Origin of the sequence: Nostoc sp. C117 (assembly GCF_043099735.1) — a bacterium.
GTDB lineage: Bacteria > Cyanobacteriota > Cyanobacteriia > Cyanobacteriales > Nostocaceae > Nostoc.
Window position 1 is genome coordinate 2829799 of record NZ_CP170991.1, and the last position, 25926, is coordinate 2855724.

Annotated in this window: 8 protein-coding genes; 4 read left to right on the forward strand and 4 right to left on the reverse strand. The window is 41.0% G+C overall.

Features of this window, described 5'->3' with window-relative positions:
- Positions 1–44: 44 nt before the first annotated feature.
- The 4 genes from ACFG4S_RS12640 to pip form a co-directional block, all read right to left on the reverse strand.
- Positions 45–3773 (reverse strand): beta-ketoacyl synthase N-terminal-like domain-containing protein, encoded by a 3729-nt coding sequence (locus tag ACFG4S_RS12640; RefSeq protein WP_392535133.1) that lies wholly within the window; start codon positions 3771–3773, stop codon positions 45–47.
- Positions 3770–16672 carry a non-ribosomal peptide synthase/polyketide synthase gene (locus ACFG4S_RS12645; protein WP_392535134.1) on the reverse strand — a complete coding sequence of 4301 codons (12903 nt, stop codon included), beginning with the start codon at positions 16670–16672 and terminating at the stop codon, positions 3770–3772. Before ACFG4S_RS12645 ends, ACFG4S_RS12640 begins: the two co-directional genes overlap by 4 nt.
- A gap of 264 nt (positions 16673–16936) precedes the next feature.
- Positions 16937–17296, reverse strand: coding sequence for a hypothetical protein (locus tag ACFG4S_RS12650; RefSeq protein ID WP_392535135.1), 360 nt, complete (start codon positions 17294–17296; stop codon positions 16937–16939).
- A 963-nt stretch (positions 17297–18259) separates the two neighbouring features.
- Positions 18260–19204, reverse strand: coding sequence for a prolyl aminopeptidase (gene pip, locus ACFG4S_RS12655; protein WP_392535968.1), 945 nt, complete (start codon positions 19202–19204; stop codon positions 18260–18262).
- A gap of 134 nt (positions 19205–19338) precedes the next feature.
- Between pip and ACFG4S_RS12660 the strand changes: the two genes are divergently transcribed.
- The 4 genes from ACFG4S_RS12660 to ACFG4S_RS12675 all read left to right on the forward strand — a co-directional run bounded on the left by ACFG4S_RS12660 (position 19339) and on the right by ACFG4S_RS12675 (position 25760).
- On the forward strand, positions 19339–21528 hold the full coding sequence (locus ACFG4S_RS12660) for a GUN4 domain-containing protein (RefSeq protein ID WP_392535136.1): 2190 nt from the start codon (positions 19339–19341) through the stop codon (positions 21526–21528).
- A gap of 258 nt (positions 21529–21786) precedes the next feature.
- Entirely contained in the window at positions 21787–23223 is a 1437-nt protein-coding gene (locus ACFG4S_RS12665; protein WP_392535137.1) for a hypothetical protein, read from the forward strand.
- A 213-nt stretch (positions 23224–23436) separates the two neighbouring features.
- Positions 23437–25125 carry a pseudouridine synthase gene (locus ACFG4S_RS12670; protein ID WP_392535138.1) on the forward strand — a complete coding sequence of 563 codons (1689 nt, stop codon included), beginning with the start codon at positions 23437–23439 and terminating at the stop codon, positions 25123–25125.
- Positions 25126–25136: 11 nt separating this feature from the next.
- The gene (locus ACFG4S_RS12675; RefSeq protein ID WP_392535139.1) at positions 25137–25760 is read left to right on the forward strand and encodes a Uma2 family endonuclease; all 624 of its coding nucleotides are present in this window, start codon (positions 25137–25139) and stop codon (positions 25758–25760) included.
- The last annotated feature ends 166 nt before the right edge of the window (positions 25761–25926 follow it).

Below are 25926 nucleotides of genomic sequence, written 5' to 3' on the forward strand. Positions count from 1 at the left end.
TTACCTCTACGTCAGCTAATTCGTAATTTAAAATTATTTGTTACTCAAATTGTTATTTCTTCTCTCTCACCTGCGCCAAAGCTTGTATCTGGATCTATTTGTTTTTCTAGCTTTGGTGCTATTTCAGCTATTGTGGGTGACTCAAATAAATTTGCTACAGATAATCGGATATAAAAAGCATTTCGTATTCGTGATAAAACTTGAACGGCTATTAAAGAATCTCCTCCTAATTTAAAAAAGTTGTCATGGATTCCCACCTGTTTAATTCCCAATAATTCTTCCCATATATCGGCAATTTTTTGCTCAATCTCATTACGGGGAGCTAGATAAGAATTAGGCAAATCAGGTCTTGAGTGAAGTGTAGATAATTTTTCTGGATGAAAAATATCCGGCTTTCTTTGTAATGAAATCTCTGATTTATGGTTATTCTGTTCTAGCCTAGATTTTATGCTAAATGCGTCTGATGCAGAAGCTTGAGGCAATGGCAATAATTTGATCACCTGTTCCAAACTTGAGTGCAAAATAGAGTTATAGTAAGTATTTAAGGGAGATTCTGAATATGAACCCTTGTTTTCTTTTTGGTAAACCATTTCATTGAAAATTTCTAAGGGTTCTTGTTCAACAACAATAGCAGCTAAATTTTCACCACAGCGTTGCACTAAATCTAAATCTACTAAAGATGAAGTAGCAAACCTCGCTCTAACTTCTTCTAAATATTCGTTAATATAATCTTGTGAACATGGCAGTAGCCCAGTAAATAACCCCTCCTGTTCTTGTAATTGTCCTTGCTCAACTAATATTTGCAACCATCTAGAAAACAATTGCTGATAGCGAGGAGCAATATGGGATTGCACCAACAAATTCTCCAAAGAATACTTTTCTTCGGCATTGCTAAAAGCCCCTAATTGTCTGAATGCAGAGTTGATGTAGGCTGTACATAAACGATTCAACCACTGTATGTTTTCCTGATATGTTAACTCGTTGAGTTTTGCATTTCTAGTATTTGCTTGATTTTGACCTCCTTGTACAAGCGATGTCCATAATTGTGATGGTGTGGGTAATGCTTGCAACTGTCCCCAAGCTGTTTTTTGTGGCGGGTCAATCCAATAACGTTGGCGCTCAAAGGGATAAGTCGGTAAGGGAAGGCGGTAATGCTCCTGGTGACTATAGAATCCAAACCAATCTATATTGACTCCAGCCAGCCAGAGTTGACCTAATGTAGTCAATAAAACATGATTATCAGATTGTTTTTCTTGAGGATGACGTATCGAAGTCAACACCGTTTGTGCAGCTGCTTTGTCTGGATGTCTTTTGACTAATGTCGTTAGTGTATGTCCTGGCCCCACTTCTAGTAAGACTTGCTCAGGTGTTGCTAATAATTTCTCGACACCTTGGGCAAACAGCACTGTGGAACGCAGATGTTGAGCATAGTAGTCGGGATTTGTGGCTTGGGTAACTGTAATCCAATTACCAGTCAGGTTGGAAATATAAGGAAGTTTTGGGGGATTTAAAGTAACTTTTTTGACTCGTTCTGCAAATGCCTTTAAGATTGGTTCCATCATTTGCGAATGGAAGGCATGGGAAGTATGCAGTTGGCGACATTCAATCCCTTGAGCAGCAAGCTGATTTTGTAGTGTATCTACTGCTGCTGTGGAACCGGAAACTACACACTGGGAGGGTTGATTAATCGCTGCAACAGAAAGTTCTGGCCCTAGTAGGGATTTTATCTTGTCTGCGGGTAGTGGAATTGAAAGCATGGCTCCAGTAGGCAATTGCTGCATCATCTGTCCGCGTGCTGCTACCAGAGATAAGGCATCTTCTAGGGAAAAAACTTCTGCGAGAGTTGCTGCTACATACTCGCCAATACTGTGACCGATCGCAGCTTGTGGCTCCACTCCATAAGACTGCCATAATTTAGCTAGAGCGTACTCAATTACAAAAATAGCAGGTTGAGCAACGGCTGTTTGTTGAAGTTGCTTTGATGCTTCATCAATCGTTTCCTCACTGGGATAAAGTATGTGACGTAAATCTAGCCCTAGTAAGGGTTTAAGAATTTCTGAGCAATAATCAACTTGTTCTTTAAATACTGTCTCAGTTTCATAAATTTCTCGCGCCATGTTCACATACTGAGAACCTTGACCGGGAAACATAAAGACAACAGACCGTTCTGTAATCTCTGTATAATTGGTAGAAACTTGTTGTGCCTCTAAACTACCAAGACTTTTGACAGCATCTTCTAAGTCTTGACAAATCAACATCCGTCGGTAATTAAAACCCCGCCGACCACTATTGAGGGTATAAGCTACATCGCCTAAATTAAGTTCTGGATGCTGTTTTAAATGCGCGATTAAATTAGCTGTTGCTTGCTCAAGCGCACTCGCAGTTTTAGCCGACAGACACAACAGAAAATATTTACTTTTAATTTTTGACTTTTGACTTTTGACTTGTACTGGTGCTTCTTCTAAAATTACATGAGCATTAGTACCCCCGATACCAAAAGAACTAACTCCAGCACGGCGAGGGGTGTTATTTGTTTTCCATTCAGTCAGGGTTGTATTGACGTAAAAAGGACTGTTGGCAAAATCAATTTTGGGATTTGGTGTCTCGAAGTGCAAACTCGGAGGCAGCATTTTATTTTGCAGTGCTAATACAGTTTTAATCAAACCTGCCACACCTGCTGCTGTATCTAAATGTCCTAAGTTGGTTTTTAACGAACCAATAGCGCAAAAACCTTTTTTATCAGTACTTTGACTAAAAGCTTGAGTTAAAGCGGCAATTTCTATTGGGTCTCCTAAAGGTGTAGCAGTACCATGAGCTTCGATGTAGGAAATTGTTTCGGCATCTACACCAGCTATAGCTTGAGCCTCGCCAATCACTGCTGCTTGACCGCTAACACTAGGAGCAGTGAAGCCCACTTTCATTGCACCATCATTATTAATTGCCGAACCTTTAATGATTGCATGGATGTGGTCGCGGTCTGCGATCGCATCCTTTAATCTTTTCAATACCACAATCCCAGCACCGCTACTAGCAATTGTTCCTTGAGCCTTAGCATCAAAAGCACGGCAGTGTCCATCAGGAGAAAGAATCATTCCCTCTTGATGCAAATAACCTATTTTTTGAGGAATGCTGAGAGTAACTCCACCAGCTAAAGCCATATCACATTCATAATTTAATAGACTTTGGCAAGCTAAGTGAACAGCAACCAAAGAAGTAGAACAGGCTGTTTGTACATTCACTGCTGTCCCAGTCAAGTTAAGTTTATATGCAACTCGTGTTGGCAAGAAATCTTTATCGTTGGAGATGATTAATTGCAGTGGGTCAACTGTCTCTAATAATTGATGATGAGGGTAGAGATTGTTGACAAGATACCTGTTCATTCCCACACCAGCATAAACCCCTATTAACCCATTATAGGTATGCGGATCATAACCAGCCTTTTCTATTGCCTCCCACGCCAATTCTAAAAATAAGCGTTGTTGGGGATCTATTAACTCAGCTTCTTTCGCGCTATAAGCGAAAAAATTAGCATCAAACATTTCAATGTCTGATAAAACAGCGCTAGCTTTTACATAATTAGGATTATTCAGTAAATCTAGAGAAACGCCAGAAATTATCAACTCTTCATCCGTCAACCTGGAGATAGATTCTACGCCATCACGCAAATTTTGCCAAAAAGAGTCAATATCTTTGGCTTCTGGGAACCGACCAGCAAGAGAAATTATTGCTATTTCAGAATTATTTAAATCATTAATGTTAACGGGATTTATCATAAATTTTTACCCTTCCTTTGAGAAAGATACTGCTGTCTAAGCTGTAATTGTTGGTTTCTGAGAGCTTTAATTTCACTTGGAGATTGAGGGCGAGAATTATTTTGTTTTAATGTATCTTCTTTATTAAGTTTAGTACTTAAGTGTTGGCTTAATCTATGTATAGTTGGGTAATTAAACATATCAACTATTGACACTTCCAAACCAAATTTTTCCTGCAATTGCTGATTAATTCGTACCAGTAGTAACGAATGACCTCCTAATTCAAAGAAATTATTGTAAATTCCCACCTTTTCTACTTCCAGTGTTTTTTGCCAAATGCCAGCAATGATTCTTTCCACTTCAGTATTTGGCATTACATAATTTGATAGTTCCTGTTGTAAATCTGGAGCAGGTAAAGCGCGACGGTCTACTTTGCCGTTGGGTGTCAGAGGTAAGGACTCCAGTATCACAAAAACACTTGGCACCATATACCCAGGCACCTTATCGGCAAGAAACTGACGCAGTTCGTCCGTTGTGGGTGTCATCTGTAAATGTGGCACTACGTAGGCGACTAAGCGCTTATTACCTGAAGTTTCTTCATGAGCAATGACACAACATATCTGCACATCATCATGTTGTCCCAGTAATGCTTCAATTTCTGCCAACTCGATGCGGAAGCCCCGAATTTTTACTTGATTGTCAATGCGTCCCAGGTATTCAATGTTGCCATCGGGTAGATAACGTGCCAAATCCCCAGTTTTATATAATTTACTTACTCCCTCGTCAAACGGATTGGGGATAAATTTCTCGGTTGTCAGATCGGGACGGTTGAGATAGCCTTTTGCTAACCCGACACCAGCAATATGTAACTCTCCTGGGATACCAATGGGAACTGGTTGCAGATTACTATCTAGAATATAGATTTGAGTGTTGGCGATCGCTCGCCCAATACTCGGTGATATCTGATCTTGCTCCTTGGCAACTACCAGCCCAGAAGTTGTAACAACAGTATTCTCAGTTGGGCCATAATTATTCACTAGTTGGAAGGGGATTAAATGTGATGGATACTGATGAAGCTTATCTCCTCCAGTCAGTATGGAACGCAAAGCCAAATTTTCAGTTGGCCATTCCAAAGACAACAATTCCTGTGCTAATGGTGTTGGCAGAAAACTGATAGTAATCTTCTTGGAAATCAACCAGTCTCGTAGCTTCACTAACGAACTAAGGAACTCAGATTTGACTAAGTAAATACTTGCTCCTGCGGTCAGGTAAGGCCACAACTCCCATACAGCAGCATCAAATGCTGTTCCTGCTAGCTGAGTAGCTTTGTCTAAGGTCGTGATTTTAAAAGTACGTTGATGCCAGAATACCAAATTTAATAATCCTTGATGGGCAATCAGCACTCCCTTGGGTTGACCTGTAGAACCGGAGGTATAAATCACGTAAGCCAAATTAGTTGCTTGTGTCTCAGTGATGAGATTATCCTGACTTGACTGAGAAATAAGCTGCCAGTCAGTATCCAAACAAACTAGTTTTGCTTGATGTTGCGTCAGTCTATCAAGGAGTTTCTGCTGAGTCAGCAACACCGAAACTTGAGCATCTTCTAGCATAAAGTGCAAACGCTCAGTCGGATACTCAGGGTCAAGCGGCAGGTATGCGCCACCCGCCTTAAGAATACCTAGCAGTCCCACCACCATTTCTATTGAGCGTTCCACACAAATACCCACCAGCATATCTGTGGACACTCCCAAAGACTTGAGGTAGTGCGCCAACTGGTTAGCACGACTATTCAACTCGTGGTAGGTGAGTTGTTGATCTTCAAACACAACTGCCACAGCATCAGGTGTACTCAAACACTGCTCTTCAAACAACTGATGAATACATTTATCTAGTGGATAATCTACCTGAGTATTATTCCACTCTATTAAAAGTTGATGTTGCTCAACTTCTGTTAACAGTGACAGTTGAGAAATTCGTTCTTCTGGGTTAGCAATAATACCTTCAAGTAATGTCAGAAAATGACCCGTCATTCGCTCAATGGTGGAGGCATCAAACAAATCAGTGTTGTATTCCCACATCCCAACTAGTCCATTGGCAGTGTTCTCCATTCCTAAAGTCAGATCAAACTTGGTAGTTGTATTTTTTACCACTAGTGGACTAATAGTTAATCCACTTAACTCCAATTGTTGAGATATGGGAGCATTTTGAAGGACAAACATCACTTGGAACAGTGGTGTATGACTGAGATCCCGTTCTGGCTGCAATGCTTCCACTAGCATTTCAAAAGGCAAATTCTGATGAGAGTATGCATCCATCGCCATTTCACGAACACGACCTAGTAATTCGCTAAAGCTAGGATTACCTGCCAAATTGGTACGCATGACTAAAGTGTTGAGAAAAAAGCCAATTAACCCTTCTATCTCACTGCGATCGCGGTTAGCAATTGGCGAACCCACCAAAATGTCTTCTGTACCTGTGTAGCGGTAAAGTAAGGTATCAAACGCTGCTAACAGCGTCATGAACAAAGTAACTCCTTGTTGCTGGCTTAGTTGCGTGAGTTTATCAGTTAATTCCTTTGAGAGCGCAAACTGTTGATATGCTCCTGCAAAAGTCTGCATAGATGGTCTAGGTCGGTCAGTGGGTAGTGACAACAAAGCTGGTGCGTTTGCCAGTTGTTGTTGCCAGTAACTCAATTGACTTTGTAAGACATCTCCTTGCAACCAGTTTCGCTGCCAAATTGCAAAATCTGCGTACTGTATCGGCAGTGGTATTAAAGGTGACGGCTCACCTTGAGAATAAGCATTGTACAACGCTGCTAGCTCTTGAACAAACACACCCATTGACCAGCCATCGCTAACTATGTGATGCATACAGACTAATAAGGTGTGTTCTGTCTGGGACAGCACTACTAATGTTGCCCTAAGTAATGCTTCATTTGCTAAGTCAAAAGGCTGTTGCGCTAATTGCTGTAAAGCTATTTCTTCCTCGGTTGGAGATAAATGCTTGAAGTCAACAACTGAGAGTGGGCAATTTATTTGTGTTTGAATAATTTGAGAAGGTTTTCCATCAACGACGACAAAGTTGGTGCGTAAGGCTTCGTGGCGATGAACAATTTCTTGTAAGCTTTGTTCTAAGGCAGTTCGATTGAGAGTTCCGACTAAACGCAAAGCTATGGGGAAGTTGTAGAAGGCGCTGTTTGGGTTTAACTTGTCTAAAAACCATAGCCGTGTTTGGGCATAAGACAGTGGTAATTCTGCATTCTCTGTCCTTGGTAAAATGGGTGATGCTATTAGTTCTAAATCTTGTTGCTGCAACTGTTGAATGCTTTGGGATAATTCAGCAACGGTTGGTGCAGCAAATAAGCTACGCAATGGTAATTCTACTTTCAAGCTGGTACGCACGCGGGAGATGAGTTGCGTTGCTAGTAACGAGTGTCCTCCAAGTTCAAAGAAGTTATCATGTATACCCACTTGCTCTACTTTCAGAACTTGCGCCCAAATTAGTGACAGAATTTCTTCGATTGGGTTACGTGGGGCAACATATTTGTCAAAAAATTGGCTGTGAAAATCAGGTGCGGGTAAAGCGCGACGGTCTAGTTTACCGTTGGGGGTAAGCGGTAAAGCTTCTAAGATAACGATCGCACTCGGCACCATATATTCTGGTAACTTTGACTTCAGGAAGCTACGCACAAAGCTGACTGTGAGCTTCTGGTCTTTTTGAGGCACAATGTAAGCGACTAAGCGTTTGTTGCCAGGAATGTCTTCACGGGCGATTGCACAAGATGCTTGCACATCAAGTTGGCTCAGTACTGCTTCAATTTCTCCCAACTCGATGCGGAAACCCCGAATTTTCACCTGATTGTCAATACGCCCCAAGTATTCAATATTGCCATCACTTAAATAGCGTGCTAAGTCCCCTGTTTTGTAAAGGCGGGAATTGGAATGAATTTCTGCTCCCTTGCTTAGAGCGAAAGGATTAGGGATGAATTTTTCTTGTGTTAACTCTGGTCGGTTGAAGTAGCCTTGCGATAAAAGGACACCAGCAATGTACAATTCTCCTGGTACACCAACGGGTACAGGCTGTAGATACTTATCTAAAATGTAAATTTGCGCGTTTGCAATGGGACGACCAACGGGAGGAAGTAGCGGCCAAGTCTCTACTGAATTAGTCAGAGTAAAACTGGTAGCTAAATGGCTTTCTGATGGCCCATAGTGATTGTGCAAAGTACAATCAGTTAGTTTGCTTAACCATTGAGAAATCGCGGGAGTAATCTGCAACTGTTCCCCAGCAGTAACGATTTCTCGCAAATGACTATTAACTAATTCACTACCAACAGCGACTTCAGCTAGTTGTTGTAAGGCAACAAAGGGAACAAACAGTCTCTCAACAGCTTTTTGTTGGAGAAAACCTAACAAAGCTGAGGTATCTCGGCGTAATTCCTCCGTAATTAAGAACAATGTGCCTCCAGAACACCAGGTAGTGAAGATTTCTTGGAAGGAGACGTCAAAGCTAATCGAAGCAAATTGTAGGGTTTTTGCTCCACGAGGAATTTTGAGATTTTCCCGATGCCACAAGATCAGATTGCCAAGGGCAAGCTGATTCATCGCTATACCCTTAGGTTGACCTGTAGAACCAGAGGTATAGATTATATAAGCTAAGTTATTTGCTTGTACGTCGGAGATGAGATTGTCCTGACTGCACTGGGAAATCAGTTGAGCGTCAGTATCCAAACAAACAAGCTGTGCTTTATGCTGGGGTAATCTGTCAAGAATTGACTGTTGGGTTAGCAATACTGAAACTTGAGCATCTTCTAAAATAAAACTCAAACGCTCAGTCGGATATTCTGGGTCAAGTGGCACATAAGCAGCACCAGCTTTGAGAATCCCCAGTAATCCTATGACCATCTCTAAAGAACGCTTTACACATAAACCAATCAGAGCATCAGATCCTACACCCAAAGACCGCAAGTAGTTCGCCAACTGGTTAGCGCGGTAGTTTAATTCATAGTAAGTCAGTTGTTGATTTTCATATACAACTGCCACAGCATCGGGTGTACTATCTACCTGCGACTCAAACAACTGATAAATGCACAAATCTTGTGGATAATCCACACCTGTATCGTTCCACTCGACAAGTAACTTTTGTTGTTCCGGTTGTGTCAGCAGTGGTAATTGGGAAATTCGCTCCTCTGGGTTAGCAATAATACCTTCAAGCAATGTCACAAAATGACCAGTCATTCGCTCAATGGTACTAGCATCAAACAAATCAGTGTTGTACTCCCACACCCCTACCAGACCAGTAGGAGAGTTCTGCATTATTAAGGTTAAATCAAACCTTGAAGTTGTACCTTTTATTGGCAATGAACTGATAGTTAACCCAGTCAGTTCTAATCCAGATGTCGGCGCATTCTGGAGGACAAACATTACTTGAAACAGTGGTGTATGGCTAAGATCCCGTTCTGGCTGCAATACTTCTACCAGCATTTCAAAAGGCAAATGCTGATGAGAGTACGCCTCCATTGCCATTTCGCGAACACGAGTTAGTAATTGGCTAAAACTGGGGTTGCCTGCCAAGTTAGAACGCATGACTAAAGTATTGACAAAAAAGCCAATTAACCCTTCAATTTCACTGCGATCGCGGTTAGCAATTGGCGAACCCACCAGAATGTCTTCTGTACCTGTGTAGCGATAAAGCAGCGTATCAAACGCTGCCAACAGCGTCATGAACAGAGTCACCCCTTGCTCTTGGCTGAGTTTTGCCAGCTTACTAGTTAGTTTTTCAGAAAGTGCAAACTCTTGATGTGTCCCTTGGTAAGTTTGCACAGATGGTCTAGGTCGGTCTGTGGGTAGCGACAATAAGGCTGGTGCCGAAGCCAATTTTTGTTGCCAATAACTCAATTGCCTCTGTAGTACTTCTCCTTGCAACCACTGTCTTTGCCACAGTGCAAAATCTGCATATTGAATCGGCAGTGGCGCTAAGGTAGAGCTTTTACCTTGAGAATAAGCATTGTAAAGTGCTGCTAGTTCTTGGAGAAACAAACCGATTGACCAGCCATCTGAGACTATGTGGTGTATACACATTAACAGTATGTGTTCTGTCTCCGATAGCACTACTAATGTCGCTCTCACTAATGCTTGTGTTGCCAACTCAAAGGGAAGAAGTGCTTGTTGTTGCACTAATTGCTGTGAAGCTATTTCTTGCTTATTTGTCAATAAATGCTTCAAATCAACAACTGAAACTGTCCAATTCGTTTCTGTTTGAATGATTTGTGTTGCCTGTCCATCAACCGTAATGAAATTAGTACGTAACGCTTCGTGGCGATGAATAATTTCTTGGAAGCTTTGTTCTAATGCGGCAACTTCCACAGTTCCTACTAAACGCAAGGCTATGGACATATTGTAGAAAGGACTGTTTGGCTCGAATTGGTCTAAAAACCACAGACGCTGTTGAGCATAAGACAGTGCTAATTGTGCATTCTCTGTCCTTGGTAAGATAGGCGGTGCAGACAGTTCTAAATCTTGTTGCTGTAATTGTTCAATTTCTTTTGCTAATTCGGCTAGTGTGGCTCTTGCAAACAACTCTCGCAATGGTAGTTCCACTTTGAAAATGTTGCGGATGCGTGAAACCAATTGTGTTGCTAATAGTGAGTGTCCACCAAGTTCAAAGAAGTTATCATGTATGCCTACCTGTGGCAGTTGCAGCACTTGTGACCAAGCTTGCGCCAGTATTTCTTCAATTGGAGTACGTGGGGCTACATATTTATCTTTGATTTCGCTGTATAAATCTGGTGTGGGTAAAGCGCGACGGTCAACTTTGCCGTTAGAGGTGAGTGGCATTGATTCCAATATTACAAAAGCACTTGGCACCATGTAGTCTGGTAGCTTTGCTTTCAGGAATTGCCGCAGTTCATTAATTGTGGGTTTAGAGTGCTGATGCGGCACTATATAGGCGACTAAGCGTTTATCCCCCGTCATACCTTCGCAAGCAATAACACAAGATGCCTGCACCTCCTCATATTGGTTCAGTAATACCTCAATTTCTCCCAATTCGATGCGGAAACCACGTATTTTTATTTGGTTATCAATTCGTCCGATGTATTCAATTGTGCCATCAGGTAAATAACGTGCTAAATCTCCAGTTTTATATAATTTTGAATTGTCAAAGGGGTTGGAAATGAATTTTTCTTTTGTCAACTCTGGACGATTAAGGTAGCCTCGTGCTAATCCTGCACCACCAATATGCAATTCACCTGGTACACCGATGGGGACTAGTTGCAGATATTCATCTAAAATGTAAATTTGCGTGTTGGCGATCGCACGACCAATCGGTACTGTCCTAAGATTGCCATTTGGAAAGCATTGCCAGTAAGTGACATCAATTGCCGCTTCTGTTGGGCCATAGAGATTGTGCAACTCACACTCTAACCGAGTAAAAAAGCGTTCCTGAAGTTCTACAGGTAAAGCTTCACCACTACAAATAACTCGTTTCAAACTATGGCAGTTTTCGAGACTTGGTTCTTCTAAGAAAACCTGGAGCATAGAAGGAACAAAATGCACATGAGTAACCTGCTGTTCCTGGATTAGGTTGACCAAGTAAGCACTATCTTTATGCCCTCCTGGTTTAGCCACAACTAAACGCGCTCCAGTGATTAATGGCCACAAAAACTCCCAAACTGAAACGTCGAAGCTAAAAGGAGTTTTCTGTAAAATACAATCTATTGCTGTTAATTGATAAGCTTGTTGCATCCACAGCAGGCGATTGCAAATCCCCAAGTGGGTGTTCATTGCTCCTTTGGGCTTGCCAGTGGAACCGGATGTATAAATTACATAAGCCAAGTTACTAGCTTGCACGGTAGTAATTGGATTTTCCTGACTGAACTGAGAAATCAACTCCCAATCAGTATCTAAACATACAACCTGCGCTTGATGCTGAGGTAACTTTTCTTTGAGTTGCTGTTGTGTCAGTAGCACTCTGACTTGAGCATCTTCTAGCATAAAACTCAAGCGGTCTTGTGGATAATCTGGGTCAAGTGGCAAGTATGCCCCACCCGCCTTGAGGATGCCCAGTAATCCCACAACCATTTCTATGGAGCGCTCTACACAAATACCAACAAGCACATCTGCTCCTACTCCCAAAGACTGCAAGTAATGTGCTAACTCATTTGCGCGACAATTCAACTGCTGGTAAGTCAGTTGTTGGTTTACTCTCCGAGAAGCCTCGCTGCGCTCGTCTACAAACACCACCGCTACAGCATCGGGTGTAAGCGCTACTTGTTCCTCAAACAACTCATGGAGACATTTATCCAGGGGATAATCCGCCTGAGTATTGTTCCACTCAACCAATAACTGTTGTTGCTCAACTTCTGTCAACAGGGGCAATTGAGAAATGGACTGTTGTGGGTTAGCAACAACACCTGAGAGCAATGTCACAAAATGACCCGTCATTCGCTCAATTGTGCTGGTATCAAACAAGTCAGTGCTATATTCCCACACACCCACCAGTCCATCAGCAGTATTTTCCATTGACAAGGTAAGATCAAACTTGGCAGTTGTACCTTCTATCAACGTTGAACTGACACTTAACTGATTTAACTCCACGGTCGATATGGGCGCATTCTGAAGTGTAAACATCACCTGGAATAGCGGGGTATGGCTAAGATCCCGCTCTGGTTGCAATGCTTCCACTAGCATTTCAAAAGGCAAATGCTGATGCGAGTATGCTGACATTGCTATTTCGCGGACACGAGTCAATAATTCGCTAAAACTGGGGTTGCCTGTTAAGTCAGTACGCATGACTAAAGTATTGACAAAAAAGCCAATTAACCCTTCAATTTCACTGCGATCGCGGTTTGCAATTGGCGAACCCACCAAAATATCTGCCACACCCGTGTAACGGTAAAGTAAGGTATCAAACGCTGCTAACAGTGTCATGAACAAGGTAACTCCTTGTTGCTGACTCAGTTGTGTCAACTTACCAGTGAGTTCAGCAGAAAGGGCAAACTTTTGATATGCACCAGCAAAAGTCTGCACAGCAGGTCTGGGTCGATCTGTGGGCAGCGACAATAGAGCTGGTGCGTTTGCCAGTTGTTGTTGCCAGTAAGTTAGTTGGTTTTGCAGTACATTTCCTTGCAACCACTCTCTTTGCCAGATAGCAAAATCTGCATACTGAATCGGTAGCGGTGTTAAAGGTGATGGTTGAGCTTGAGCATAAGCATCGTACAGCGCTGCTAGTTCTTGAACAAACACACCCATTGACCAGCCATCACTGACAACATGATGCATACAAACTAACAATATGTGTTCTGTCTCTGATAGCACTAGCAATGTTGTCCTGATTAATGCTCCGTTTGCCAGGTCAAAAGGCTCAATAACTAGTTGTCGCGCTAATTCTTGGCTAGTAATTTCTCGATCGGTTGTAGATAAATACTTTAAGTCAATAACTGAAACTGTCCAATTCGTTTGTGTTTGAATAATTTGAGAAGGTTTTCCATCAACTGTAATAAAGTTGGTGCGTAAGGCTTCGTGGCGATGAATAATCTCTAGTAAGCTTTGTTCTAGGGCTGGCTGATTCAAATTTCCCACTAGACGCAAAGCCATAGGAATGTTGTAAAAGGCGCTGTTCGGCTCTAACTGATCTAAAAACCACAGACGCTGTTGAGCATAAGACAGTGGTAATTCTGCATCTCTCACCTTTGGTAAGATAGGTGGTTCAGAGAGTTCTAAGTCTTGTTGCTGTAACTGCCTAATTGATTGTGCTAATTCGGCTACTGTCGCTCTTGCAAACAACTCACGTAATGCTAATTCCACTTTAAAAATGTTGCGGATGCGTGAAACCAATTGTGTTGCTAGTAGCGAGTGTCCGCCAAGTTCAAAGAAGTTGTCATGAATGCCTAAAAGCTCTACTTTCAGCACTTGTGTCCAAAGGAGTGCCAGCATTTCTTGCATTGGATTACGAGGTGCAACAAATTTATCTTGTTGTTCGCTGTGTAAATCCGGTATGGGTAAGGCACGGCGGTCTACTTTGCCGTTGGGAGTAAGCGGCAGTGACTCCAAGATAACTATTGCATTTGGCACCATGTAATCTGGGAGTTTTGCTTTGAGGAATTGCCGCAGTTCGCTGATTGTGGGTTTACAATCCTGATGTGCTACCACGTAGGCGACTAAACGTTTATCACCAGGGGTATCTTCCCGGACAATGACACAAGATACTTGCACATCACCATGTTGGCTCAGGACTGCTTCGATTTCGCTCAACTCAATGCGGAAACCACGTATTTTTACCTGATTATCAATGCGGTCTAAGTATTCAATATTGCCATCTGGTAAATAGCGTGCCAAATCCCCCGTCTTATATAATTTTGACTTTTGACCTTTGACTTTTGACTTGTCAAAGGGGTTGGGGATGAATTTCTCTTTTGTCAATTCAGGGCGGTTGAAGTAGCCTTGTGCTAATCCTGGTCCACCAAGGTACAGTTCTCCTGGTACACTTACTGGTACAGGCTGTAAGTTTTGGTCAAGGATGTAGATTTGCGTATTAGCGATCGCCCGACCAATAGGAATAGTTGTCGCTGTTGTTGCTAAGTCTTTTACTAAATACCAAGAAGAAAACGTCGTGTTCTCTGTTGGTCCATAGACATGAAGCAAGTGTTGAGGAGCGCCGTTATCTAGTACTTCAAGCACCCATCTGGGATCAACCGCTTCACCACCAAATAGTAGATATCGTAGAGAACTAAATACTTGCGGGACAACACTAGCTAACTGATTGAATAAAGCTGTAGTTAAAAATAAGACACTAACTTGATGGTGGCGGATATTGACAGCAAATTCTTCCGGGATCAGCAATACTGATTTAGTGATAATGACTAGCTTGGCTCCGGAAAGCAATGCTCCCCAAATCTCAAAGGTGGCTGCATCAAAAGCAATATTTGCCGCTTGAGCAACGCATTCATCAGCTGTTAACTGTATATAGTTGGTATTTAACACCAGTCGATTTACGGCCTGATGAGTAACGGCAACTCCTTTAGGTGTGCCTGTAGAACCGGAGGTGTAAATCACATAAGAAAGGTTTTCTGGAGTGACTGTGCTATTGAGATTATCCTGATTTGCTTGGCTAATGATCTGCCAGTGGGTGTCTAAGCATACGACACAGGCTTGATGTTGAGGAAGAGATTCTACTAATTTCTCTTGAGTCAACAGCACTTTTACCTGAGTGTCTGTGAGCATGAAGCTTAAACGTTCAGCAGGATACTCAGGGTCAAGTGGTACATAAGCCCCACCCGCTTTGAGAATCCCCAATAGTCCCACCACCATTTCTAAAGAACGCTCTATACATAAACCTACTAGCACATTTTCACTCACACCCAAAGATTGCAAGTAATAGGCTAACTGGTTAGCGCGACAATTCAACTGCTGGTAAGTCAGTTGTTGATTTTCAAACACAACTGCTACAGCATCGGGAGTACACTCTACTTGCTCCTCAAATAACTGATGGATACATTTATCTTGAAGATAATCTACCCCTGTATCATTCCACTCAACCAATAACTGTTGTTGCTCAAGTTCTGTTAGCAGAGGTAATTGCCAAATCTGCTCTTGAGGATTATCTACAATACCTTCAAGCAAGGTCACAAAATGCCCTGCCATACGCGTGATTGTCGTCGCCTCAAACAAGTCAGTATTGTATTGCCAGCAGAGTTGCAACACTCCCTGAGCTTCCATCACCATTAAATTCAGATCAAAGTCTGCACCCCGTTGATGTCCAAGCAAGTATGGCTCCATCTTAAGCAGTGGACTGTTCAATAAATTTTCTGTTGTTTCACACCAACGGTGTGCTTGCCAAGTAAAACTAACTTGACATAAAGGAGAACGACTGGGATCTCGTTGTGGCTGGAGTTGTTCTGCTAATAGAGAAAAAGGATAATCTTGATGCTTTTGGGCTTCTCTAACTATCCTGCTCACTTGAGTGAGAAATTCTTTGAACGTCGCATTTTTGTGTACAGAAATTCGTAAAACTGTCAGGTTAACGAAGTAACCGACAATCTCTTTAAATTCTTTACTCCACCTACCTCTCATTGGGCTTCCTATGAGGATGTCTGTTTGATTGGTGTAGCGGTAAAGTTGCACGTAAAATGCTGCTAGCAGAATCTGATAAAGGCTTGCTCTAGAGACTACAGCTATATGGTTTAGTTTTTGAATTAACTGTTCATCTAGCTTAAAAATATGTGTTGCTCCTTGAGAAGTCTTTACCAGGGGACGGGGTTTGTCTGCGAGCAAATTCAAAATTGGCAATTCGCCAGCTAATTTTTGTTGCCAGTATTGCCAAAGTTTTTCTCCCCTGGAACTCGAGAGTATTTCTGACTGCCAGCGGACAAATTCTAGATAAGATTTATGCTTGATAAAAGAATCTGCTATGTCTGTATAGTTTTGACTACGTTGCTCAATTTCACTAACATACAAAGTTTTAAATTCACTCAGCAGTAAATCAAAAGACCACATATCACCTGCAATGTGGTGCATTGTTAGCAAGAGAATGTTTTCTTCTGGTGAACGAGTAAATAAATTAACCCTCAAAACTGAATCTTTTTCTAAGTTAAAAGGGCGGTCAGTTATAGAAAATATTTTCTCTTTTAATTGGTCTTCACTCCAATTGCTGGCATCTATTACCTCAAGATTAAATTTATCTTGTTGATTAACTTGCTGAACGGGTTTGCCTTGATGAATGGTATATGTGGTTCGGAGAATAGGATGATATTCAATAATTTTTTCCCATACACGATTGACAGCAGCAATATTTAAATATGAATTAATTTTTACGGTAATAAATATATTATAAGCAACACTCTTTGGAGCAATTTGGTAGATAAACCACATTGCTTCTTGACCAGAAGAGAGTGGATAAGTTGTTTTGATCATTCCATCCATTAGAACTCCTTCAAATACTGATAATTTTGGTTATAACAATACAAATAATGTGCTAAGAGAGTTTTGTTATCTCAAAAAAGTTTCCCAAATTAGATGAATTTAGCTATCTTGTTTGTACTCGCTAATATATAGGTGTTATGAGAAAATAAATTTTTTTCTTATGAGGATGAAATTAGGTAAATATAATTTTTCTCAAACTCAATTGAGATGAATTAAGAAATAGCCATCAAAATAAATTATCAAGAACTTAAACTATTTTCGTAATTAAAGCTCTTGGGTATCACTAAAATTTTCTGGGCTAAGTTCATTTCTCAGTTTGAGTTTTAGCTCCTCTGTAATCGGTAAATCTTTAATTTCTTTGAGGAGAAGTTGAACAGATTCGTTTTTGCTACGTTCTTTATAAATACCCTTAACAATGGATTCAAGCCCATATCCTGCGACAGCATCCCCTACAACTGTTATTAGACCAAGCAGAGTTATACCTCCAACAACACCAAACGGTCCTCCTAATGCTGTAAGAGTAGCAGCAATGGCGGCAGAACTACCTCCTGATGTAACCGTTAAAATCACGAGGATTACACCAGGAAGACCCAGAGCAGCAAGTTTTTTAACAATTTCGTCCATTTCAATCAATCTCAAATTTTTATGTTGTTAGTTATACATCTTGAATTACAGTTAAATATATCTAGTCTAATTTAAAACTAGTCTTATTTAAAAATTACAATTTTTATTTACTTATTGTTTTTTGTAATTATTCAATAAACAAATAATCTCAGTTTTCTCAATAAAATGCAATAGCAGTTAAGACAGTTAAATGGACAGTTAAAACAGTTAAGTAGACAGTTAAGACAGTTAAGTAGACAGTTAAGACAGTTAAGACAGTTAAGACATTTAAACAGATAGTAAAAATATTTAAAACAGTTAATGAAGAATAATTAGCAACCGTATTTTTTGTGTAATTCGCTACTAAATAACACAGATACTTAGAGGTACTTGCTTTGTGCATCGCTAGATGCTGATGATTTGATTCGTTTTCAGTTTAAAAAAGGCGAAGGTAATAGGATGAACCAAACTTGGAAAGGTGGATTTATTTCCAATCTGATGGCTGTAAGTTTAGTTAAGTGTGACCTTAGTTCCGGCTCAAGAAGCAGCAGGGGAGGCAGGGAGAGCAAGAATAGTGATTTATGGGATTTCCAAAGGTATTCAATTACGTTTTTAGAACCCTGATTCATTCGTTCTTTATTCTTAATCAACCGCAGTTTTGGCGATAAGACTAAGCGTAAATTTGTCAAGTATGCCTAAACCATCAGTCTCTAATACCAATTCTTTATGAAGCTGCATAGAATTCGATCCCCCCTAGCCCCCCTTATTAAGGGGGGAACCGGAAAAACATCTATCAAAGTCCCCCTTTTTAAGGGGGATTTAGGGGGATCGAGATATCTGCAACTTCAGATTAAATTGGTATAAGGTAGTTATAAAATCAGGGTTTCAAGATTGTAAAGAAAGATATGTGTAATGTATATTAAGGGGGATTTAGGGGGATATAGAATGTTTTGCTACCAAGAAGAGGACTTTTCAAACATCCCTTCAGCTGGCAAACTTATCTGTTGCTTCAATTAAAGTACTAAGAATTCCTGGTTCACTCATCGAGTGACCAGCATCAGGAATGACAATAAATTCGGCTTCTGGCCAAGCGCGATGTAATTCCCAAGCTGATATCATTGGGCAGACTACATCATAGCGTCCCTGAACAATTACAGCGGGGATATGGCGGATGCGGTCAATATTTAAAAGTAATTGATCTTCTGTTTCAAAAAATCCTTTATTCATAAAGTAATGGCATTCAATGCGAGCAAAAGCTGAGGCAAATTCACTCTCGCCAAACTTTTGCATAAGTTCTGGATCGAAGAAAAGTCTACTTGTACTGGCTTCCCAAATTGACCAAGCACGCGCTGCTGTTAATTGAATTTCTAAATCTGGACTGGTTAAGCGTTTGTAATATGCTGCGATCAGATCGTGACGCTCATCTATGGGAATTGGTTTTAAGTATTCTTCCCAAGCATCAGGAAAAATATAGCTAGTGCCTTCTTGGTAGAACCATCGCAACTCTTTTTGTCTGAGCAGAAAGATACCACGAAGAATTAGCGCCGTGCAGCGAGAGGGATGGGTTTGACTGTAGGCTAATGATAAAGTGCTACCCCAACTACCACCAAAAACCGCCCACTTTTCTATACCTAAATGTTGGCGGAGTTTTTCGATATCGCTGACTAAATCCCAAGTGGTGTTTTCTCGTAATTCAGCATGGGGGGTACTTTGACCACAACCGCGTTGATCGAACATTACCAAGCGCCATTTTTCTGGGTGGAAATATTGACGGTAAAAAGGTGGACATCCTCCACCAGGTCCGCCATGCAGCAAAACGATGGGTTGACCTTGGGGGTTACCTGACTCTTCAAAATGAATGGTATGGAGGTCGGAAACCTGTAAAGTACCTTCTAGGTAAGGCTCGATCGCGGGATAAAGTTCTCGCATTTTAGATATTTTATTAGTAATGTTGTCGTGGCGATCGCTAATTTTTTCAACCAACTTCAGTAATTCGTGTCAGTACGGTTGAATACTATATATATAAAAGCTACCCTACTCTTCCTGTCAAGGGATTTTAACAGATGTGTCCAGTCGGTGTTCGTACTAGTCACTCAACTCATGCCTTAGAAACGGGCTTAGCAAAGCTTTGGCTGATATTGGTGGGAGTAAACCAATATGAGGATGAGCAAATACCCTGTTTACGTTACTCAGCACTAGATTGTCAAAGTTTAGGGGAAGCATTAAACGCCGCAACTGGGGGATTTCCTCAAAAGGATATCAGGATTTACCATGATTTTGCTCAGCAGCCTTCATTTGAAAATATCCGTACTAGTATAAAAGAAGTAGCTGCTACGGCTAAATCAATTGACACCGTTCTGTTTTATTTTTCAGGACATGGGATGGTAGAGCGATCGATTCAGCAGGTAGTATTGTGTCTCAAAGATACTCAAAAAGACAACTTAATTGATACTGGTTTGAAGTTGCAAGAATTATTGCAATTATTAGAAAATTGTCCTGCCGAGCAACAACTTTTATGGCTGGATGCTTGTCATAGCGGTAACATGACATTTTTCGGCGCTAGGGGAGAAACACCAATAGACCCCCAATTCAACCCCGCACAAGAATTAGTAGAAATTCTCCGACAACGCGCCGCTAAAAGAAAAGGATTTTATGCTCTATTATCTTGCGATCGGGGACAACAATCTTGGGAATTTCCGCAATTAAAACATGGAGTATTCACTTACTATTTAATTCGGGGATTGAGGGGAGAAGCTGCTGATTCCCAAGGAGTGATTGAAGCAGATGGGCTTTATCGTTATGTTTATCATCAAACTCTAGCATATATAGATAAAGCTAATCAGCAATTGCGGGTAATTAATCAGTTAAAAAAAGGTCGCGGTGACAACCAAATTCATCCAGAATATCCATCACAAACACCTAAGCGAATTGTAGAAGGAATTGGGGAGGTAATTTTAGGAATTAAACCAGATAAAACTGTGGCTATCAGACATCCACGACAAGCATTAGTTATAGATGGACTTCCTAAGAGCAAGAGTGCTTTGGCTTTGAGTAAAATACTTAATACATCTGGTGGATTTGAGGTAAATTATTGGACTGTTAGCGAAAAAACTTTAGCTTTAGATGTTCGCAAGGCAATTCAAAAGTGTTTGCTATCTGAATCTTTTTCGGAATTACCCACCAGTGCTAATGTTCTAGAAGAAATTGCAACTGTCTTTTTATATTTGCGAGGACAGATTCAAGAAACTGAGCAAGGAGAAGCTGTATTTGTACTTTCTGATAATGTTGTAATTAATCGCTCTTGGTTGAGAAAACAGCTGCGTCGATGTCGATCGCAACAAATTATCATTCTCGATTGTCCTGTAGTAAGCGACAGTTGTGTATCTCTAAGGGATTGGGTGGAAGAACTGCAATTAGGACTAGACGTGGAACAATGTTTAATTGCGGCTGCTGCGCCATCTTCTGAAAGCGAACGCTTTGCTGCTTCGTTAGTAGAGACTCTAAATAAAGCTATTCAAAAATCTGGATTAACCGCAGCAGCTTGGATTACACAATTACAATTAGAATTATCAAGTATCGATATCAAATTATATTTTTGGTTATTCGGCTCTCAAGGTGTGATTGAAGTTTTATCAGAAAAAACTTTGTTTTCTGCTGATACTTCTCAGCAAAAAACTGAGGATGTAGATGATTTGAGTTCAGCAGTGGGTATAGATTACACGAACTTGCGAGATTTACTCAAAGCTGGAAGATGGTTGGAAGCCAATGAAGAAACCACAACTCTGATGTTGAAGATAGCGAATAGAGAAGAAAAACGTTATCTGGATTTAGCAAGTTTAGAAAACTTTTCTTGTAGTGATTTATGTACTATCGATAGACTCTGGGTTAAATATAGTCATGGACGCTTTGGTTTTAGCGTTCAGAAACGGGTTTGGGAGAGTATTAAAGATACTTCTGGCGGCGATCCTGTGTTAGCTTTAATGATTGGTAATGATAATGTTGTTGCTTGCCAAACTTGTATTGATTTTGCCAATCGTGCTGGGTGGCGTTTAAAAGATTCGTGGATTGATTATAGTGACTTAACTATAAATGATGATGCCCCCAATGGCCAGTTACCTTACTTTGGTTTTTTTGAGCAAGCTTGGCGGGTAAAGGTATTGGGTGTTTGGGAATTGCATAGCGCGATCGCTACGGCTTCTTGGTGGCGACTATGTGTTGCTTTATTCTCTCGCCTTGAGACTTGTCAAAAATAAAAATTACACCACTACAAAGCCAAGAGGAATAGAATTTGCAACTAAACAAACAAATTCCGCCTCCGCACAGTAAGAAAAATTGAGAGTTTGAAACCTACCTTCGTGGGGAAAGTCTCATGTAGACTAGGTTTCTAATCATAGATTTCACTATGCCCCTACTGTGTAGTCTATTTATCATTCAGACAAGTTTTTTAATATTCGGAGTGACTCAAGTATGGTTAAACTACCGATATACCGATCGCTTGGGAATACCGCTCAATGCATAAAAATACCAAAAGATTTGCTGCTATTTTTTTATTGGTGTTTTCTCTAATTGTTTCTCTCAACTTTGCTGTCATCGCTCAAGATAGTTCCAGTGTTAATTCTCTGAATTTTGCACCTTCTCGGACTTGTTCGATTCCTGCTAATCTTAAAACTCAACGAGTCATTGCTGATTATGGTGGTCAGCAAGTTCAAATGGGCGATCTTATTAAGGTAAGAGTTGAAGGATTATCAGAAGCTACAAATTCAACTGATAAGTCTAATTCATTTGATCCTCGACAATTAGTCTTGTATTTGAATGGCTATGAAATAAAAGATGTACACGGAGAACCAACCATCATTACAGTTAAGGATATATATGGAAAACAAAGTTTCCTCACGGTTGAGGATAAAGATAAAAAAAGAATTGTTGATGAGAATTGGTTAGCCTTTCGACTCGAACGTAACGACCCGTCTGAACAAGCATGGAGTGCGCTCATTGGTAGAGCTAGTAATTACAGTATTAACGTGATAGTGGGGGTAGGCTGTCCCAATAAAATTGCGATTCCAGTCAGCGATCCTCAGTTACCTCCTCAAATAAGAATAGTTTTGCTATCATGGCGCTTTTGGCTTTGTATTCTTCTACTTCTGGCTGTTGCATTATTATTCACCAGATATTGCCGCAATGCTCTTCGTAGCTCTGGTATAGAAGGTGTGAAAAAAGAAACGATCAATGGTCAGGAAAAGTTGGTCGCAGTTGATATTCAACCTGAAAAACGGAAAAGTAAAATTGCTCAAATTTTTCTCGGAAGAAAAAAAGTAAATCAAAATCCTTTCAGTTTATCGATATCTCAACTTGCTTTCTGGACATTTCTAATTTTCGGTTCTTACCTGATTATCTACGGTATAACAGGAGATTATACTAATGTTTTAACCCAACAATCTCTAGTATTATTGGGAATTAATTCTATAACTGCTTTTGGTAGTTCCTTAATTGATGGGCAGGGTGATGATAAAAATAGAAAAGGTACTCAACGGGTTTCTGAAGGGTTTTTCCTAGATATATTATCAGATATTAATGGAGTTAATTTTCATCGATTCCAAACATTCATTTGGACAGCGGCGATCGGAATGTTTTTTGTTTGGGAAGTTGCTAAAAATCTAGCAATGCCAGAATTTGACGAAACACTTCTGACTCTACAAGGAATAAGTTCTGCTACATATCTTGGACTTAGAGGACAAGAGCAGCATGGAACGATCAAAGCAGCAGAAAAAACTAGATACGAGGAAGATAAATCATCTGTATCTGAGAAAGATAACTCATCTATATCCGAAAAAGATAAATCATTTGAACCACAGTCTACGCCAGAAATAGACAATCCATCTGTAAGTGTACAACAAGAAAATCCATCGTTGATCGATTCTTCGAGTCCAGAGAAGCAAAATAATCCATGATTAATAATTCATAATTACTCGATAAATCACAGGTAATAGACGCGATAAATCACCGTCTCTACAAAGGGCTGATTATTGTAAAGATGGCGATTTATCGCGTATTTGTGATATATAATTTTTATAGAAAACCCGATCTGAACCGTATTGGGGTATCTCTTTGTTCACGAATGATTAAGTAGGACTATATTTGAATTTTGAATTTTGAATAATTAAATGGTAGTTCTACACAGATTTTCAGATTTCATAGACAGCAACTTTGCTATTAACAATTCATTTCCTCGTTATTATTATGAAGGGTGTTGTCCTCAAAGTGCCGCTCGCCTGAAATTACCGCGCACTCCGATATCCGAAGCGATCGCCCACGGATTAATGCAATACCTCGCCAAAGATGACTGTTATGCTCGTGAAGGCAAAATGTATGGGGTATTATTGGTTGAATTGCCCAATGGCGAACAACGGATACTGAAAGCTTTCTCTGGTCTTTTGAATGGTTGTAGTGTAGTTGAGGGCTGGGTGCCACCAATTCCAGGTAGAGACGAAGTTGCTTTAGCAGAAGCTCGGACTTTGACAGAGTTGGACGCTATCAAGCAAGAAATCCTCAGCTTAAAGCAACTGTGCGATCGCCAGCAGTATGAAAGATTGTCTCGTGAGTTTGAGCAGCAATTACGAGCAATGAGCGATCGCCATCGTGATTGCAAACATCAACGACAAGAAAAACGTCAGCAAATCTGCAATACTCTGACTGGAGCAACACTCAATATTGCTCTTGAACAACTTGATGCAGAAAGTCGTCAACAGGGCATTGAACGACGACAACTTAAACGCCAACAAAATGCCATTTTACAGCCTCTTCAAGAGCTGATTGCAGCCGCAGATATACGAATTCGAGAACTAAAACAACAGCGTAAAGTACTGTCCCGGCAATTGCAAGCTCAGATGCACGCAGCTTATAGCCTGAGTAATTTTGCGGGGCAATCGCGATCGTTGCAGCAATTGATGCCAGAAGGTTTACCCACTGGGACAGGAGACTGTTGTGCGCCCAAGCTGCTCCACTATGCCGCAACACATAATCTCAAACCCTTGGCAATGGCAGAATTTTGGTGGGGAGCGTCTTCAGCAAATCAAGATAAAATCCAGGGAGAATTTTATGGCGCCTGTGCGGAACGATGTCAGCCGTTGATGGGGTTTTTGCTGTCTGGTTTGAAACCTAACCCCCCAGCCCCCTTCCCTGCAAGAGAAGGGGGAGTAAGAAGCCGCTCCCCCGATCGGGGAGAGGTGGCTTTTATTTATGAAGACGAATGGCTGATTGCTGTCAACAAACCGGCTGGACTACTTTCGGTGCCTGGGCGTTATCGCGATCGCCAAGATAGTGTTTTGAGTCGCTTGTGTCATCTGTTACCGGATGGAATGGCGATCGCGGCTGTGCATCGCTTAGATCGGGATACTTCTGGTATTTTGTTGTTGGCACGCGATCGCCAAACTCATCGACAACTCAGCCAGCAGTTTCAGCAGCGCCAAGTTCACAAGGTTTATGAGGCTTTACTTTCAGGTTTGCTGAGAGTTGAGCAAGGTACAATTGAATTGCCATTGTGGGGAGATCCGGAAAATCGCCCTTATCAGCAAGTTGATTGGCAGCGCGGTAAACCGAGTTTGACAAAATTCCTGGTAATGGCAAGGGAAGGAGATTATACTCGTGTCGAATTTAGGCCGCTAACGGGACGTAGCCATCAACTAAGAGTTCATGCGGCTGATGCGCGAGGACTAGGAGTAACTATTTTAGGCGATCGCCTTTATGGATGCAGTGCAGTTACCAATCGGCTACATTTACACGCCAGAGAACTTTGTTTACAGCATCCGCGATCGGCACAGACCCTTGAGCTACAAGTAAAGACACCATTCTAAATAATTACTATATGGATACCGTAATTACACGTGAAAAAATCCAGTTACCACCAGGCGCGGTATTGAAACTGTTGGGAAATTGGCAAGATTATCAGCTACTTAGTCAGCAAATTGGCGATCGGGCTTTCCCTCGGATTAAATATCGAACAGGAGAAATTTTGCTAATGGCACCGCTACCTGAGCATGGAAGAGATGCAAGCTTACTAGCAGATATTGCTAAAGTTTTGCTGGATACTTTAGAGCAAAGATACGACTCATTTACGCCCATAACTATGAGTTTGCCAGAGGTGAGCGGTATTGAGCCTGACTTTTGCTTTTACATTGAAAATTGGAGATCCGTAGTAGGTAAGAGTCGTATCGACTGGCAAAACGATCCTCCACCAGATTTGGTAATTGAGGTAGATGTTACTAGTTATACGGATATTAATGATTATCTCCCTTATAAAGTGCCAGAGATTTGGCTGTTAAAAAATAAGCAACTATTAGTTTATAGATTGCAGGGTGAAAATTACATAATTACAGAAAGCAGTTACTTTCCTAACGTTTCAGGAATTGTACAGCAATGTCTCGAAATTGGAAACAATCAAACAACAAGTGAGGCGATTAGGTGGTTAAGAACCTTTTTGCGTGGCTAAACAAGAAAACGCTGATTACCCAAATCTGAAAACCATTCTATAAGTTTGGGGAATTCATCAGCCTTCTATTTACTCAAGTCTCATAATCGCCTTTTTAGTTGGCGATCGTAATCCTAGTAGATTCAACATTAACCTTGCATCTAGGAGCAATGATGCTGTTTTGATA